This is a genomic window from Bergeyella porcorum (assembly GCF_042427575.1).
In the GTDB taxonomy this organism is placed as follows: domain Bacteria; phylum Bacteroidota; class Bacteroidia; order Flavobacteriales; family Weeksellaceae; genus Bergeyella; species Bergeyella porcorum.
On record NZ_JBHMFD010000005.1, the window covers coordinates 15,396 to 31,461 of the forward strand.

At 34.9% G+C, this 16,066-nt stretch carries 13 protein-coding genes; 12 read left to right on the forward strand and 1 reads right to left on the reverse strand.

What is annotated here, in order from left to right:
• Nucleotides 1-70 precede the first annotated feature (70 nt).
• Nucleotides 71-1,747 carry a DUF6909 family protein gene (locus tag ACFFUE_RS03065; RefSeq protein WP_376832752.1) on the forward strand — a complete coding sequence of 559 codons (1,677 nt, stop codon included), beginning with the start codon at nt 71-73 and terminating at the stop codon, nt 1,745-1,747.
• A 116-nt stretch (nt 1,748-1,863) separates the two neighbouring features.
• Nucleotides 1,864-2,871 carry a quinone-dependent dihydroorotate dehydrogenase gene (locus ACFFUE_RS03070; protein ID WP_376832753.1) on the forward strand — a complete coding sequence of 336 codons (1,008 nt, stop codon included), beginning with the start codon at nt 1,864-1,866 and terminating at the stop codon, nt 2,869-2,871.
• 35 nt (nt 2,872-2,906) lie between these two features.
• On the opposite strand, the gene ACFFUE_RS03075 is transcribed toward ACFFUE_RS03070, so the two are convergent.
• On the reverse strand, nt 2,907-4,148 hold the full coding sequence (locus ACFFUE_RS03075) for a DUF445 domain-containing protein (RefSeq protein WP_376832754.1): 1,242 nt from the start codon (nt 4,146-4,148) through the stop codon (nt 2,907-2,909).
• A 111-nt stretch (nt 4,149-4,259) separates the two neighbouring features.
• Here ACFFUE_RS03075 and msrB point away from each other — a divergent pair, with 111 nt between their 5' ends.
• The 10 genes from msrB to ACFFUE_RS03125 all read left to right on the forward strand — a co-directional run bounded on the left by msrB (nt 4,260) and on the right by ACFFUE_RS03125 (nt 15,896).
• The gene (msrB, locus tag ACFFUE_RS03080; protein WP_376832755.1) at nt 4,260-4,718 is read left to right on the forward strand and encodes a peptide-methionine (R)-S-oxide reductase MsrB; all 459 of its coding nucleotides are present in this window, start codon (nt 4,260-4,262) and stop codon (nt 4,716-4,718) included.
• A 197-nt stretch (nt 4,719-4,915) separates the two neighbouring features.
• A complete protein-coding gene (locus ACFFUE_RS03085; protein ID WP_376832756.1) occupies nt 4,916-5,170 on the forward strand; it encodes a hypothetical protein in 255 nt (84 codons plus the stop codon).
• The gene (locus ACFFUE_RS03090; protein ID WP_376832757.1) at nt 5,157-6,533 is read left to right on the forward strand and encodes an RNA/DNA-binding domain-containing protein; all 1,377 of its coding nucleotides are present in this window, start codon (nt 5,157-5,159) and stop codon (nt 6,531-6,533) included. The genes ACFFUE_RS03085 and ACFFUE_RS03090 overlap by 14 nt, the downstream gene beginning before the upstream one ends.
• Nucleotides 6,534-6,535: 2 nt before the next feature.
• A complete protein-coding gene (locus ACFFUE_RS03095) occupies nt 6,536-8,089 on the forward strand; it encodes a type I restriction-modification system subunit M (RefSeq protein ID WP_376832758.1) in 1,554 nt (517 codons plus the stop codon).
• Nucleotides 8,079-8,204, forward strand: a complete 126-nt coding sequence (locus ACFFUE_RS03100) for a hypothetical protein (RefSeq protein ID WP_376832759.1) — start codon at nt 8,079-8,081, stop codon at nt 8,202-8,204. The genes ACFFUE_RS03095 and ACFFUE_RS03100 overlap by 11 nt, the downstream gene beginning before the upstream one ends.
• An 8-nt stretch (nt 8,205-8,212) precedes the next feature.
• The gene (locus ACFFUE_RS03105) at nt 8,213-9,262 is read left to right on the forward strand and encodes a restriction endonuclease subunit S (RefSeq protein WP_376832760.1); all 1,050 of its coding nucleotides are present in this window, start codon (nt 8,213-8,215) and stop codon (nt 9,260-9,262) included.
• Nucleotides 9,263-9,275: 13 nt separating this feature from the next.
• Nucleotides 9,276-10,331: a nucleoid-associated protein gene (locus ACFFUE_RS03110; RefSeq protein ID WP_376832761.1), complete on the forward strand. Its 1,056-nt coding sequence runs from the start codon at nt 9,276-9,278 to the stop codon at nt 10,329-10,331.
• Nucleotides 10,321-11,484 carry a hypothetical protein gene (locus ACFFUE_RS03115; protein WP_376832762.1) on the forward strand — a complete coding sequence of 388 codons (1,164 nt, stop codon included), beginning with the start codon at nt 10,321-10,323 and terminating at the stop codon, nt 11,482-11,484. The genes ACFFUE_RS03110 and ACFFUE_RS03115 overlap by 11 nt, the downstream gene beginning before the upstream one ends.
• Nucleotides 11,485-11,795: 311 nt before the next feature.
• Nucleotides 11,796-12,524, forward strand: a complete 729-nt coding sequence (locus tag ACFFUE_RS03120; RefSeq protein ID WP_376832763.1) for an Abi family protein — start codon at nt 11,796-11,798, stop codon at nt 12,522-12,524.
• Between the two features lie 249 nt (nt 12,525-12,773).
• Nucleotides 12,774-15,896 carry a type I restriction endonuclease subunit R gene (locus tag ACFFUE_RS03125; protein ID WP_376832764.1) on the forward strand — a complete coding sequence of 1,041 codons (3,123 nt, stop codon included), beginning with the start codon at nt 12,774-12,776 and terminating at the stop codon, nt 15,894-15,896.
• The last annotated feature ends 170 nt before the right edge of the window (nt 15,897-16,066 follow it).

Below are 16,066 nucleotides of genomic sequence, written 5' to 3' on the forward strand. Positions count from 1 at the left end.
TGTGAGAGTTGAGTAATTTTCCTATCTTTGTGCGTCTTAATTATAATGTAAATATTAAAAATATATAATTATGGCAACAAATCTTAGAGCACGCGAGACTACAGAAGCCATTGAGCGTTTGTATGTTACTATGCGACACCTATTCTATAGAGGTTTTTTCAAGCCAGGCGGCGTTTCTGGTGATTCCCTTAGAAAACTTTTAATGACCATTTCCCCAGAGATTTACGGTTCTATGAGTATTCCTAATAAAGTAGAGCTTAATGGGTTACTTTATGTATTAGACCGTCTTCCCGAAGGGATAGAGGAAACCGCTTTTGTGAATTTAACTTCCGATGAAGGTTTTGAGAAAGGAAACTTTCAAGTGATTGTTCCTAAAAAACGAAGACGCAACTGCTATCGTATCGATGAACATCAGATGAATATAGAGGTGCTTCTGGGGCGTTCCGAAATCTATGATATCCTTACCCACCTTACATTTTTGTACATTGAGGCAGATAAGATTAGGGAATTGGGCTATATCAAAGATGAAAACTACCGTCCAACCAGAACTTGGAGTATCATAGAAGAGGTAGCAAAAGGTGAGAAAAAAATGAGCCGAAAGGAAAAAGAAGTGGCTTTGATTCACCTTTCATCACTTTTAGGAAGAACTTTTGATGAGGTTTTGGAAGCATATAATAATTTTGGTGATGATCAAAACCCAGATAGGTTATTCAAGATTATTTACCATTTAGGAAAAAATAGTTTGGAAGACTTACAAGGTCTCAAAGAGAGGGAAGTTTTCTTTTCAGCGATACTTAGAGAGAGGGTAGGACACCATTTATTCGGTGAAAAATGGGCGAACAAAGTAAAGGAAGTTTTAGCATCTAATAATTTGCATATGCGTCCTCTGCACATCATTTCGGCCAATATGCATTCGGTAAAAAATATGCTCTTTGCCAATAATGCTGTTGGGAAAAAAGCATCCAAAGCTGTAGATTATTCCTTGTACGAAGAAATCAGCAACAAGAAAACGCTACAAGAAAAAGTATTGGATTACTCCGAAAAATCTGGGTTAATATACATCAAAGACGATAGTGGTAGTAATATCGATGTTCAGATTATTGACTTGAGTAAGATGGACTTAAAAAACACTCCTTTCTCAGAGATTCAATATAAGGGTGATGATGTGATTTTGGTATTTGATTATGCTTTCGGAGAACAGGCGTATGAGATTATGGATGAGTTACTAAGACCTTACGAGCATAACGGCGAAGTCTATACAATGAAGGTAAAATCCATTTCTATAATGGGTAAGGCGGGTATTCTTACAGGAGAAAAAGGCGATATTATGATTCCAACTTCGCATATCTTTGAAGGTACGGCTGATAATTATGTGTTTGAAAATGCCTTGAAATTAGATGATTTCCAAGATGATGAAATCAAGGCTTTTGAAGGTTCTATGATTACGGTTTTGGGAACTTCACTGCAAAACAAGGATATCCTTTCTTATTTTATGAATACTTCTTGGAAGGCTGTGGGACTTGAGATGGAAGGAGCTCATTATCAAAAAGCGATACAAGTGGCAAGCAAAATTCGCCATCATATTTCCCCAGATTTATTTGTAATGTATGCGTACTACGCTTCGGATAATCCATTGGAAACAGGAAGTACCTTATCCTCTGGTGGTCTGGGACTTACGGGTGTGAAGCCTACTTATATGATTACAGGTAAGATTATTGAGAAAATCTTAGAATCTTCTCAAGCTTAATTCCTTGATATAATCTCAATAGAACTTGCTCAAATCTTCCGAAAAATTAAATTTATTTTTTTAGTTTTGAAGAACGAAATTTGAGCAAGTTCTTTTTATATAAAAACAAAACCATTATGTACAAAACTATTATCAGGCCTTTATTATTCAGATTAGATCCAGAGAAGGCACATCATCTTACTTTTTCTTTACTGAAAAATTTCGGCTCCTTAGCTTCCTTTTTTTTAGGAAAACCCATAGAAGACCCTCGCTTGGAAAGAGAAGTATTCGGGTTGAAGTTTAAAAATCCAGTAGGCTTAGCTGCAGGCTTGGATAAAGATGCGGTGGCATACCAGCAGTTTTCAGATTTAGGTTTTGGTTTTGTGGAGATAGGTACCATCACGCCGAAGGCTCAACCTGGAAATGAAAAAAAACGCCTGTTTCGTCTGATAGAAGATTCTGGGATTATCAATAGAATGGGGTTTAATAATAGCGGTGTGGATGTAGCAGTAGAGCGATTGAAGAAAAATAAAGGGGTGCTAATAGGAGGGAATATCGGGAAAAATAAAATAACACCCAATGAAGAAGCGGTGAATGATTACAAAATCTGTTTTGAGAAACTCTTTGATTATGTAGATTATTTTGTGGTCAATGTTTCTTCGCCTAATACGCCCAATTTACGAGCACTTCAGGATAAAGAACCTTTAACGAAGCTTTTAGGTGAATTGCAAAAACTGAATCGGGAAAAGCCAAAGCCAAAACCTATTCTATTGAAAATTGCTCCTGATTTAACAGATGAGCAGTTGCTGGATATTATAGATATCGTGAAGGAAACTCAGATTGCAGGTGTCATCGCTACCAATACCACGCTTTCCCGTGAGAATCTGAAATCCGAGAATCAAAAAGAATCTGGTGGACTTTCGGGGAAACCGCTTACCAAGCGTTCTACAGAGGTGATTAGATTTCTCTCAGAGAAAAGCGGAAAGGCATTCCCTATCATTGGGGTAGGTGGTATTCATACAGCGGAAGATGCTATGGAGAAACTGAATGCAGGTGCTAGTCTGGTGCAGCTTTACACAGGTTTTATTTATGAAGGTCCAGAGTTGATAAGAAAAATTAACAAAAAAATATTGGAAACTGCATAAACGAAAAACATCGGTAAGGTGCCGATGTTTTTATTTTAAATCAACCATTGGGCAAGACTGTAGATAGCGAGTCCTACCAAGCCACCTACGATGGTTCCGTTGATGCGGATGTATTGTAAATCTTTGCCAACTTCCAATTCTAATTTTTCAGAAAGCTGTTTTCCTTCCCATTGCTCCACGGTTTCGCTGATGAGTATGGCTACTCTTTGGCGATGTTTCAAGATGTATTTGTAAGAAGTTACCTTTATCCAATGGTCTATTTTATACTGAAGGGCTTCATCTGTACGGAGATTATGGGACAGGTCTGCCAAACTCTTTTGAAGATAGTTTTTCAAGGGTGAAGTGTCATCGTTCAATTCTTTTATCAAGGATGATTTGATAGAGTGCCAGATGTCTTGGGAGTAATGCTGAAGTTTATCTTCTTTTAAGAGATTTGTTTTTAGAGTGTTGAGTTTGGATTTCCACTCTGCTTTGGTTTTGAGCTCCGAAGCAAAAAGATAGAGTTTTTGGGAAATTTCATCTCTTATAGAATGCAGGGCATTATGTTCTACTTCATCAAAATAATTGTAAATTCCCTTAGTGATTTTATCCGCTATGGCATCATCTACAAATTTAGGAATCAGGCTATGGCTTTCATTTTTTACCCGCTCTCGGATAAGGGTTTGGTTTTGCTGAACATAGTTTTTCACTTGGTTAGCCAATGAAGTGATGAGGGGCTGATGGTCACCTTGCTCAAGGATATAGTTCAGTCCATTGCTCACCATCTCGTTCACTTTGATACTTTCTGATATTTCAATTGTTTTGGAAATGATAAATTTTACCACGCTGTCATCATCCAATTTCTGAACCACATCGGTAATAATGGTAGAGATTTCTTTTGTTAAAAACTCTTGATTAAGAGGCTTAGAAAGCCAGTCGCCAGCATAGTGTGCTACTCTTAGTTTTAGAATATTGGGACGAATGTTTTGAGGGGATAGAAAATTTTCTACCACGAAATTTCCCAGATTATCTCCGATATCTTTTTTCTTCTTTTGAATCAAATTGGTATGGGGAATTTTCAAGCCTAGAGGATGATGGAACAACGCTGTTACAGCAAACCAATCTGCCAAAGCACCTACCATAGCCGCTTCGGAAAAAGCCTTTACATAGCCTATCCAGCTGGCATCACTTTGCTTTTGGAGGAGGCTTGCCCCTATAAAGATAATTGCCATTAGCAAGAAAAGTCCCGTGGCAAACCACTTGTGTTTACGGAGTTGATTTTGTTTAGAATTGCTCATTATGATTATAAAATTGTAAATTTGGCGTTGATGAAATTATTTTATTTATTTTTAATAGTATTGGTTTTGCAAAATTGTACAAAAACCAATTATCCCACAAATATCGCAACTATGGAACATCTATCAGCAAAAAATAATCCATATTTTTCTACTACGGATACTACTAAAGTACAGCTTTCTGACGAGGTATGGGCAAAGGTGCTCTCGCCAGAGTTGTATCATATTGCTCGTCAGGCAGGTACAGAACGCCCATTTACAGGGCAGTACAACGATTTTGATGAGGTAGGGCATTATTACTGTGCGGCGTGTGGCAATCATCTTTTTGAAAGTACACAGAAATTTGCTTCCACCTGCGGATGGCCAAGTTTCTTCGAGGCGGATAAAAATGGCGTGTCCTATAGGCGAGATTCTTCTCACGGTATGGAGCGGATAGAAGTGCTGTGCAATCGTTGTGATGCGCATCTGGGGCACGTGTTTAACGATGAACCAGCACCTACGGGAATGCGATATTGTATGAATTCCATTAGCCTGAAATTTATCCCTGAAAATGATAACAATCTAAAAAAATAATAATGAAAAAGCATTGTTTGAATCGAAAATTATAATAACTCGATTTTGTTCTCGTATGTGTGCAAATAAAAATGGTAAAGACAGAAAAAAGAAAGAATGAGAATTGCAGAAAAGAGAAAAAAGTTTTAGAAAAATATACCGATAAAATCGAAGTTCTGCAATTAAGATAGTTTATTTCGGTAAGTGAAGCTGTTGTTTTGTTTGGTGTTTCAAAAGGGACTATTTATAGACTGATAAAGAAAAACACTATTCACAGTGTTAATTTAGGAGAAAGTCGCGTAAAATCTTATGGAAAATTGCAGTATAATGCAGATTTGGTTAATAAAAGAATTAAAAATATCCAAAAGATGCAGGTGAGTTTCTACGCTTCAAAGAGGGCTATGAAACAAAGTGAAATTTCATTATATTTGCCTTATTCTCCAATAAAATACCTACCCTATGCACGAAAATAATCGAATAGAATACAAGCAAAAAGTTACGCCTGAATTAGAAAAAGAAGTCGTGGCATTTCTTAATTCTAATGAGGGTGGTGTTATCTATATTGGGATTGATAAAACGGGAAAAATCGTTGGTGTAGAAAAGCCTGATGAGGAACAACTTCTACTAAAAGACCGATTCAAACATAATATTTTGCCCTCTTGTATGGGGCTTTTTGATATTGTTTTAGAAAAGAAAGAAGATAAAAACATCTTGAAAATCATAGTGGCAGGAGGCTATGAAAAACCTTATTATGTAAAGAAATATGGACTTTCGGAAAAAGGCGTTTTCATTCGTGTAGGGAGCTCCGCAGAGCCAATGTCTACGCGACAAATTGAACAACTTTTCAGTAAACGAACCCGAAATTCTATCGGAAAAATAAAATCTCCAAAACAGGATTTACGCTTTCAGCAGTTGCAGATTTATTACCAATCCACAGACAAACTCCTCAACGAACAATTTGCCAAAAACTTGAAACTTCTTACCGAAGAAAACGAGTATAATTATGCAGCTTATTTGTTGAATGACATCAATAATATTTCAGTAAAAGTGGCGAAGTATTCAGGCGTAAATCAAGTAGATTTAATTGAAAATGAAGAATACGGATACGAATCTTTGATAAAAGCCACCAAGCAAGTTTTGGATAAATTAAACCTTGAAAATAAAACGATTACAAAAATAACAGCCAAAGAAAGGCAAGAAAAAAGACTTTGGAACTCGATTGCCTTACGAGAGGCGGTTATCAATGCTTTTGTGCATAATGATTACACCAAAGAAATTGCTCCAAAATTTGAGGTTTTCAGGGACAGATTGGTCATTACTTCCTATGGCGGACTTCCCGAAGGATTTTCACAAGACGAGTTTTTTGAAGGTTTTTCTGTACCGAGAAATAAGGAATTGATGCGGATTTACAAAGATTTGGAATTGGTGGAACAATTGGGCTCTGGCGTGCCGAGAATCTTGCAAAATTATTCAAGAGAGTATTTCAAATTCTCTGAAAATTTCTTGCAAATTATTTTACCAGCAGAGGAAGAGATTCTATTTACCGACCAAGTTACCGAGCAAGTTACCGAGCAAGTCGCCCCGCAAGTTACCCCGCAAGTTACCCCGCAAGTTGAAAAGCTATTGCAGGTTTTTGAAGGAAGTCATTTTAGAGAAGAATTGCAGGAAAAGTTAGGTTTATCGGATAGAGAAAATTTTAGGAAAATGTATCTTCAACCCGCTATTAAACAAGGTTTGGTAGCTCTAACAATTCCTGACAAACCCACCAGTAGCAAACAAAAATATTACTTAACAGAGAACGGAAAAGAAGTTTTATTAAAAATAAAGAATAAATAAAAATGGCAAAAAAAGCACAAACCAAAAGCACCGAAGAAAGTCTTTGGGAGGCAGCAAATAAATTAAGAGGTTCGGTAGAGCCTTCGGAGTACAAACATATTGTATTGAGTTTGATATTCCTAAAATTTGCCAGTGATAAATTCATCAAGAGAAGAAATTTCCTCATAGCCGATGGGAAAGAACCTTTTATAGATATTCCCGAATTTTATCAAGCCGACAATGTGTTTTATCTGCCCGAAGAATCTCGCTGGGAATACATTATCCAAAACGCCACCCAGCCCGATATTACCCTAAAAGTAGATACCGCCCTGAAAACCATCGAGAGCATCAACAAATCTCTGGAAGGTGCCTTGCCCGACAATTATTTTTCGCGTTTGGGGCTGGATAATTCCAAGTTTTCGGCTTTGCTCAATACCATTAACAATATCGATACACTCAAAGATGAATCCCAAGACATCGTAGGGCGAGTGTATGAGTATTTCCTAAGTAAGTTTGCCATAGCCGAAGGAAAGGGAAAAGGCGAGTTTTACACCCCGAAAAGCATCGTAAATCTCATTGCCGAAATGATAGAGCCGTATCGTGGCAAGATTTACGACCCTTCGTGTGGGTCGGGCGGTATGTTTGTGCAGTCGCTCAAATTTGTGGAAAAGCACCAAGGTAACAAAAGAGACATTTCCATCTATGGGCAGGAGCTGACCAATACTACTTTTAAACTGGCGAAAATGAATTTGGCAATTCGTGGGATTTCTGCCAATTTAGGAAGCCAAGCTGCGGATACTTTTGCACAAGACCAACACAAAGACCTCAAAGCCGACTACATTATGGCAAATCCGCCTTTTAACCTGAAAGATTGGAGAGCCGAAAACGAACTCACCACCGACCCTCGCTGGGCAGGATACGAAGTTCCCCCAAAATCTAACGCCAACTATGCGTGGATTCTCAATATGATTTCCAAACTCTCGCAAAACGGCGTGGCAGGGTTTATTTTGGCAAACGGAGCTTTGTCGGGCGGTGGCGAAGAATACAAAATCCGCAAACAAATCATAGAAAATGATTTGGTAGAAGCCATAGTGGTGCTGCCGCGTAATATGTTTTATTCTACCGATATTTCGGTAACGCTTTGGATTTTAAACAGAAACAAGACCGAGCGAACTGCCGAGGTAAATGATGGCACTAAACACTACCGCAACCGCGCGGGCGAGGTACTTTTTATGGATTTACGCCAAATGGGCGAACCTTTTGAAAAGAAATACATTCAGTTTTCCGAAGAAGATATTGCCAAAATTACAGGAACTTTCCACGCGTGGCAATCCAAAAATGGGGTCTATGAAAATGTAGCCGAATATTGCCAAAGTGTTTCATTGGAAGAAATCCGCCAAAAAGATTATTCCCTTGTGCCGAGCAAGTATATAGAATTTATCAACAGAGACGAAGCCGTAGATTTTGATGAGCAAATGAAAACCCTACAAGCCGAGCTAAAAGATTTGTTTGCCCAAGAGCAAAAACTAAAAACCGAAGTAGAAAATGTATTTAAATCCTTAGGTTATGAGTTATAAAAGATTGGGGGATTTTATTCAATTGATAGATGAGAGGAATAAAGATTTGTTAGATTTTCCACTTTTAGGAGTGTCTGTACAAAAAAAATTATTCCGTCTATTGCCAACACAATAGGAACAGATATGAGTAAGTATAAAGTCATATTTAAAAATGATTTTACTTATATTCCTGATACTTCAAGAAGGGGTGATAAAATAGGTATTGCTTTATTGAAAGATTTTGAAAATGCGTTAATTTCTCAGGCTTATACAACATTCAGAATAGTTGATGAAAATAAATTATTACCTGAATATTTGATGATGTGGTTTTCACGCCCAGAGTTTGACCGATATGCTCGTTTTTATTCTATTGGAAGTGTTCGAGAAACATTTGATTGGGAAGATATGTGCGATGTACTATTGCCCATTCCCAGCATAGAAAAACAGCGAGAAATAGTAGCCCAATACCAAAGCATAGCGGCAAAGATAAAAACCAATGAAGCCCTCTGTGAGAAATTAGAAGCCACTGCCCAAGCCTTGTACAAACATTGGTTTGTAGATTTTGAGTTTCCTAATGAAAACGGAAAACCTTACTTTTCTTCCGGCGGAGAAATGGTCTACCACGAAGAACTCCAAAAAGAAATACCCAAAGGTTGGGAGGTGAAAAGTTTGGGGGAGATAGCGGAGATAATAATGGGACAATCGCCTGAAAGTGATAATTATAATGAAATAGGAGAAGGGAAAATATTTTATCAAGGAAGAACGGATTTTGGTTTTAGAATTCCAGAGATAAGAGTTTTCACAAAGTTGTCTAAAAAGAATGCGAAAAAGGGAGATGTTTTAATGTCAGTAAGAGCACCTGTGGGAGATGTAAATATAGCCGATAATGATTGTAGTATAGGTCGTGGAATTGCGTCTATTTCATCAAAAGAAATGTCGTATTTATTTTATTTGATGAAAGATTTTAAATCCCATTTTGATTTATCCGAAGGAACAGGTACAATATTTAGTTCAATAAACAAAGATGAATTATTTGAACTTAAAGTTGTTTTCAACAAAGAAAATAGTGTTTTATTTAATGAAAAAATAAAATATTTAGATGAGCAAATTATAATTATCGAAAAACAATCCCAAACCCTAAAAAAACTACAATCGCTGTTATTGGTAAAAATGGGGGAGGGTGTGAATTTGTGAAATAAAAGAAAATATGAATAAGGAAAAAAAGGTTCAAAAGATAGGAGAAAATCTTATAATTAAAAATATTATAATTCATCAGCTTTTAAAAGATGCTGGAAGAAGAGATGTTAATGCTAAGTCTGCTATTCAAGTTTTGAATATTGGAGAAAGAGAAAAATTATTTTTAGGAAATCTTGACATATCGTATAATAAAAAATCAAACCCTATTTATGGGATTTTTTCAGGAGAATATCCTGAATTTAAAAATTTATTAAATAACTATATCGAGTATCAATATGATTTTTATAATTTTTCAACAAAAGTAATGGATCATTATAAAAGAATCTTGGAGCAAACAGTACAAGCGACAGGGGGATATATGATTTTATGTGAGTATACAAAATCAAATAAAGATTTGCTATTGGTTCTGATGATAAATAATAAAGAAGGATTTGTTGTAAATGATTCTTTAACTCTCGATAATGTACGAAATTTAGATTTAAATAAGGTTGATGTTGCTTGTTTAATTAATTTGACAGATTGGAAAGATATAGAAAATAATAATCCGACGGATAGAATTACATACTTATCTTTTGTGAAAGGACTTAAAGATATTAGTTATTACTTTATGCAATTTATTGATGTTGATAATAAAAATACTAATACAGAATCAACTAAAAGATTGTTAGAGGCGATAGATGACTATGCGGAACAAGAAAATTGGGATAGAAATAGAAAAGTGAAACAAAAAGATGAAGTAGTATCATATTGTCTTGACAGAATGAGTCAGAAAAAAGAAATTTTACTTTCAGAAATTTCTAAAATAATGGATATTGATAATCCAGAAAAATTTCAAGATTTTGCCACAGAAGATGGGCGTAAAGTGAGTGCTGTTATCAGTGGAGATAAATCAAGATTAAGATTATCAAGAATGATTACTTATAAAGATGATGATTTAAAACTAGAATTTGCTACAAAATTACTTGCTGATCAAACGGTTCATTACGATGAAAAGAAAAATAGAATAACAATTAAAAATGTTCCAAATTCACTGAAACAACAGATAGTAGAATTCAATGCTCAATAAAATTGTTGAAATAATAACAAAAAATAAATCATCTGTAACAATAGAAGATGATTTATTACTTTGTAAATATTTAATTAATGATATAAACTTTTTAAATTCTTTATATGATAACAATTTAATTGCAAATTCTGTTATAGATGATTATAAGGAAAATGATACAATTGTTTTGGAATTTTTAATTTCAAGTTTAAGACCAAAAGGATTTTATCTTACAAAAGAATCTTTTTTACAATGGAATTATTATAATATTCCAACAAATAATGTTTATATTCATCAAATAAACAATTTTTTAAGTAATGATAGTTTATTTAACGAACAATATTCAACTATTGTAGAATTAATTAGAGGATTAGAAAAAAGTTCTAAATGGTTACACAAGGAGATTGAAATATTACAACTTTTAATAATTCAAGAGGATAAGTCTTTACCTTTATATTTGCAGTATTTTATAAAAGATTTGGAGACTATTGATGATATAAAATTAAAATCATTAAAGAATTTTATTGATATTTTAAATGAAGATATTACACCTGATAGAAAAAATATTTATATCAATGAGATGATAGATTTTTTAGTTTTGATAGATGAAAAAGATAGATTTTCATATTTCATTCAAAAATTTGATGATTTTATACATAGAGCTTCGGCAAGTTACAATTTTTATTTAAGAAATTTTTCGTATAACAAATTGAAAATGGAACTCGATACAAAAGCATTGGAATATTATCAAAAATTACAGGGGATTGTTAATGATTCTCAAACAAAATTAGTCGCTATACCTACTGCTTTAATTTTTGCCTTCTCTACATTAAATTATGATAGTGTTAATGATTTAAAAAACTATCTAATTATATTAGGTTTGATAATATTTTGTCTATTTATTCAGATATTTATTAACAATCAGAAATCAGCCTTGAAATTTATAGAGGAAAATATAGAATACTATAAAAATACTCATAAAGATAATCAAGAGGAGTTGAATAAATCTTTTTGTAAAGTTGATAGTGAAAGAGATAAGCAAAATACAAGGCTTCAATATATTCAAATATTATTATGGCTAACACTAATTTTGCCTATTTTTGTTGTTTTAGTAATCAATTATTATAAAACGATTTTGATTTTTTTTAGAATGTATTTTACAAACATTAAATAATTAAAATCAATAAAGAAAATAAATAAAACGAGCGAAAACCTATGAAAAAAATCACCGAATCCCAATTAGAACAGGCTTTTATTCAGCTTCTTACCGAGCAGGGCTATACCTATGAAAATAGTAAAATGTAAATTGGTAAAAAAAAATAAATGGGTTAAAATGATTCAAGATGTAATAAAATGTCGTACATCTGCACTGCAATATCCTATTGTGGATTTTCTTGTATTGATAGTTTTTTCACTGAATAATAATACACCTCTCAGGCTTACCTTTTAGGTAGCACACTTGGGAGGTCTTTTCTTTTTAAGGCAATGAAAAAATTTGATAAGTCACCGCTAACTTTTGACAATCAGTTAAAAACGCTAAAGGATAGAGGTCTTTTGGTTTCAGAGGAGCATTATGCTTTGGAAAAATTGAGCCAAATAAGTTATTTTAGGCTCAGTGCATATTTTTTGCCGTTTCAGAAAGAAAAAGATAAGTTCAATGAAAAAGTAGATTTTAGGCAAATTGTCAATCTATATTCCTTTGATAGAGAATTACGACTGCTTGTTTTTGATTGTATAGAACGCATAGAGGTGGCTATCCGCACGCAGTTTATTTATCAAATGGCAATACATTATAATGACAGCCATTGGCAAGACAATCAAAATTTATTTATTCCTCCATTTTATAATAAAGTTGGGACAAAAATAGACCCATTTTCTGATTTTCAAGCGGTTATTTCCAAAGCTAAAACAGCCCAACGCCCCGAAGTGTTTATCAAACATTATACAGAGAACTACGATATGCCCAAAAATCCGCCTTCGTGGATGTGTTTTGAACTTTTGACTATTGGAGAATTGTCTCATCTTTATCGCGGATTGAAACACAAAGAAGATAAAAAACGAATTGCGAGTTTTTTTGATTTGCATCCTACTGTTTTTACCTCTTGGCTTCACACTCTTACTTATGTACGAAACATTTGTGCACATCATAGCAGGTTGTGGAACAAAGATTTAGCCGTAGAGCCTATACAATTAGTAAAACCTAAGGGAGCTTGAATTAGTAAAGAATTTGACAATAACAAAAGAGTATTTTATTTCCTTTGTGTATTGAAATATTTTTTGATTCGGGTAAATCCTAACAATAGTTTTACAGAGAAATTACGCCTTTTATTTGAAAAATACACCAATGTACCTATTCAATATTTAGGTATTCCTTCCGATGGTAATGGTAATTTATTAGATTGGGAAAAACAACCATTATGGCAATCTTAAAAAATAGTATTTTATAAATAATTCTAAATAAAAATGAAATTCACCGAATCCCAATTAGAACAGGCTTTTATTCAGCTCCTTACCGAGCAGGGCTACACCTATGAAAACGGTAAAAATGTGGTGCGAAGTAGCGAAAAAGAAGTTTTGCTCCGCGAGGATTTGCAAAAATTTCTTTTAAGCCAATACCCTGATTTGGAGGCGATAGAGGTGGAAACCATTATCAACCAAATTGCCTATCAGTCGGCTTCTAATTTGTATGAATCTAACAGAAATATCGGCAGATTATTGTCCGAAGGTTTTATTTTTAAAAGAAACAATCCTGCTCATAAAGACCTGTATATCTGTTATATAGATGTGAAAAATTGGAAAAACAACACCTTCAAGGCGGTCAATCAGTTAGAAATTCAAGGCTCTGAAAAGCGTATTCCCGACCTTATTTTGTACATCAACGGAATTCCTGTGGTAGTTGCAGAGCTGAAAACACTTATCAATGAAGAAGTTACCATTCACGATGCTTTTAAGCAACTCACCATTCGCTACCGCCGAGATATTCCAGAACTTTTGAAATACAATGTGTTTTGCATCATTTCTGATGGGATGAATAGCAAGGCAGGAACACTTTTTTCACCTTATGAATTTTTCTACGGCTGGAATAAAATCACAGGTGAAGAGAAAAAAGCTTTACAAGGGATAGAGGGCTTTCATTCGCTTATACAAGGAATGCTCAATCTTCAAAGATTGGTAGATATTATTCATCATTTTGTACTTTTTCCTGACAATTCTAAAAAAGAAACTAAAATTCTGTACCGTTATCCGCAATATTACGCCGCTAATAAATTGTATCAGAATATTTTAACTCATAAGAAACCACACGGCGACGGAAAGGGTGAGACATATTTTGGGGCAACAGGCTGCGGAAAGAGCTTTACGATGCTTTACCTTACACGCCTTCTGATGCGTTCTACCGATTTTTCGGCTCCTACTATTGTTATTATTTCCGATAGGAATGATTTGGACGATCAGCTTTCCAAAGATTTTATGAATGCCAAGAAATTCATTGGCGATGAGCATATTATCCAAATTGCATCGCGGGAAGATTTGCGAGAAAAACTCCGTGGTAGGGAAAGTGGAGGCGTATTTTTGACCACGATTCAAAAGTTTTCCGAAGATACCGAATTGCTTTCGGAAAGAGACAATATTATTTGTATTTCCGATGAAGCCCACCGCTCGCAGGTTAATTTGGACTTGAAAGTAAAAGTAAATCACCAAGACAATACGGTAAAAAAATCTTACGGATTTGCCAAATATCTGCACGATTCTTTGCCTAACGCTACTTTTGTAGGCTTCACAGGTACGCCCATTGACAAAACTTTGGAAGTTTTTGGCGATGTAGTAGATTCTTACACAATGTTTGAATCTGTCAATGATGAAATTACCGTGCGTTTAGTGTATGAAGGAAGAGCTGCCAGAGTGAATTTAGACAACCAAAAGGTACAAGAAATAGAGGAATATTACGGAAGTGCAGTAGCCGAAGGGGCGTCTGAATATCAGGTAGAAGCTAGCAAAAAGGCGACCACGAAAATGGAAATTATTTTGGGTGGCAAAGACCGCATTAAAGCCATTGCCAAAGATTTTGTAACTCATTATGAAAAACGAATAGAGGAAAAAGCCACCGTAGCTCAAAAAGCAATGTTTGTGTGTGCTTCGCGTGAAATTGCCTACAAATTGTATAAAGAAATCTTGAATATTCGCCCAGAATGGGGAGAAATTAAGATTGCTGATAACCTTTCCAAAGAAGAAAAAAAGAAAATAAAACCCATTGAACGTCTTAAAATGGTGATGACTCGCAATAAAGATGATGAAAAAGAGTTGTACGAGTTATTGGGCGATAAGGAAAGCCGAAAAGAATTAGACCGCCAATTCAAAGAAGAGAACTCCAACTTCAAAATTGCCATCGTGGTAGATATGTGGCTCACGGGCTTTTATGTGCCGTTTTTGGATACCATTTACATAGATAAACCTCTGAAAACGCACAACTTGATACAAACTATTTCAAGGGTGAATCGTAAATTTGAAGGCAAACAAAATGGCTTGGTGGTAGATTATATCGGTATTAAAAAACGATTAAACGAAGCATTGGGACAGTTTAACAATCAAAATGACCCCGAGGATTTCAAAGATTTAAGCCAAGTGGAAATTGTTATTCGCGACCAAATGGAACTCCTCCGCCAGCTTTTTCATCATTTTGATACCCAACCTTATTTCAACGGAAATCCCAATGAGCGATTGGCGTGTTTGCAAAAAGCATCGGACTATGTTTTGAAAACGCAGGAAAGCGAAAAATTATTTTTTGACCTTACGAAAAAACTCAAATCGGCGTATAATTTGGTCAGCGGTTCGGGGCTTTTTTCCGAAGAAGAAGTAGATGAAATTCATTTTTATTTTGCTGTGAAATCCATCATTGCCAAACTCACCAAAGGCGAAGCACCAGATACTGAGCAGATGAATGCTAAAGTTCTCAAAATGGTAGAAGAGGCGATTATTTCGCAGGGTGTGGAAGAAATTTTCAAAATAGATGACCATAAAGCCAATGCCATTGACCTTTTTAATGATAAATTTATTGAAAAAATTAGTGTGTTGGAACTGCCCAATGTGAAAGTCAAAATTTTGGAGCGATTGCTAAAAGAAAATATTGGGAAACTTAAAGAGGTTAATAAAATAAAGGGCGTGGAATTTTCTGAAAGATTGCAAGGAATTGTAAATCAATATAACGAACGCAACGAGGCCGATATTTTGGATTATGAAGCTATTCAAACGGATACTGCCGAGCAAATGTTAGATTTAATAATCAAACTTCGTCAGGAACTAAATCCTGAACAAGGAGTTGATTGTCAATTAAAAGCCTTTTATGATATTTTGGAGTTTGTGCAGAAAAAACACGGCTTTGAATTTGAGCAAAATAAAATGTGGGAACTCGCGAAAGAAATTAAGCAAATAGTGGAAAATACAACCAAATATCCTTCTTGGAGAGATAGAGAAGATTTGAAAGCCCAACTAAAAATGGAAATTATTGTAAAGCTGCACCAGTACAAATATCCGCCCATTACCCAAGAGGAAGTGTATAAAGAAGTCCTAGAGCAAGCAGGGAATTTTTGAGAGAGGTAGTGATGGGGAGTAAAGAAATTTTTCTAATGAAAATTAAATGTATTTATCTCATTTTTGTATCGTTATATATTTAAGGGCACATTCAACTCACAAAGGTAACTTTTTAGAGAGCAAATAAAAAAGGGAAATCTAAGAGAATTGGATTTGCAGAAGAAGTTCAA

What these genes read in the sequence shown, in the direction of transcription:
- msrB (WP_376832755.1), top strand. Translation starts at nt 4,260, where the DNA reads ATGGAACATCTATCAGCAAAAAATAATCCATATTTTTCTACTACGGAT.
- ACFFUE_RS03090 (WP_376832757.1), top strand. Translation starts at nt 5,157, where the DNA reads ATGCACGAAAATAATCGAATAGAATACAAGCAAAAAGTTACGCCTGAA.
- ACFFUE_RS03115 (WP_376832762.1), top strand. Translation starts at nt 10,321, where the DNA reads ATGCTCAATAAAATTGTTGAAATAATAACAAAAAATAAATCATCTGTA.
- ACFFUE_RS03120 (WP_376832763.1), top strand. Translation starts at nt 11,796, where the DNA reads ATGAAAAAATTTGATAAGTCACCGCTAACTTTTGACAATCAGTTAAAA.
- ACFFUE_RS03065 (WP_376832752.1), top strand. Translation starts at nt 71, where the DNA reads ATGGCAACAAATCTTAGAGCACGCGAGACTACAGAAGCCATTGAGCGT.
- ACFFUE_RS03070 (WP_376832753.1), top strand. Translation starts at nt 1,864, where the DNA reads ATGTACAAAACTATTATCAGGCCTTTATTATTCAGATTAGATCCAGAG.
- ACFFUE_RS03100 (WP_376832759.1), top strand. Translation starts at nt 8,079, where the DNA reads ATGAGTTATAAAAGATTGGGGGATTTTATTCAATTGATAGATGAGAGG.
- ACFFUE_RS03095 (WP_376832758.1), top strand. Translation starts at nt 6,536, where the DNA reads ATGGCAAAAAAAGCACAAACCAAAAGCACCGAAGAAAGTCTTTGGGAG.
- ACFFUE_RS03110 (WP_376832761.1), top strand. Translation starts at nt 9,276, where the DNA reads ATGAATAAGGAAAAAAAGGTTCAAAAGATAGGAGAAAATCTTATAATT.
- ACFFUE_RS03105 (WP_376832760.1), top strand. Translation starts at nt 8,213, where the DNA reads ATGAGTAAGTATAAAGTCATATTTAAAAATGATTTTACTTATATTCCT.
- ACFFUE_RS03075 (WP_376832754.1), bottom strand. Translation starts at nt 4,148, where the DNA reads ATGAGCAATTCTAAACAAAATCAACTCCGTAAACACAAGTGGTTTGCC.
- ACFFUE_RS03125 (WP_376832764.1), top strand. Translation starts at nt 12,774, where the DNA reads ATGAAATTCACCGAATCCCAATTAGAACAGGCTTTTATTCAGCTCCTT.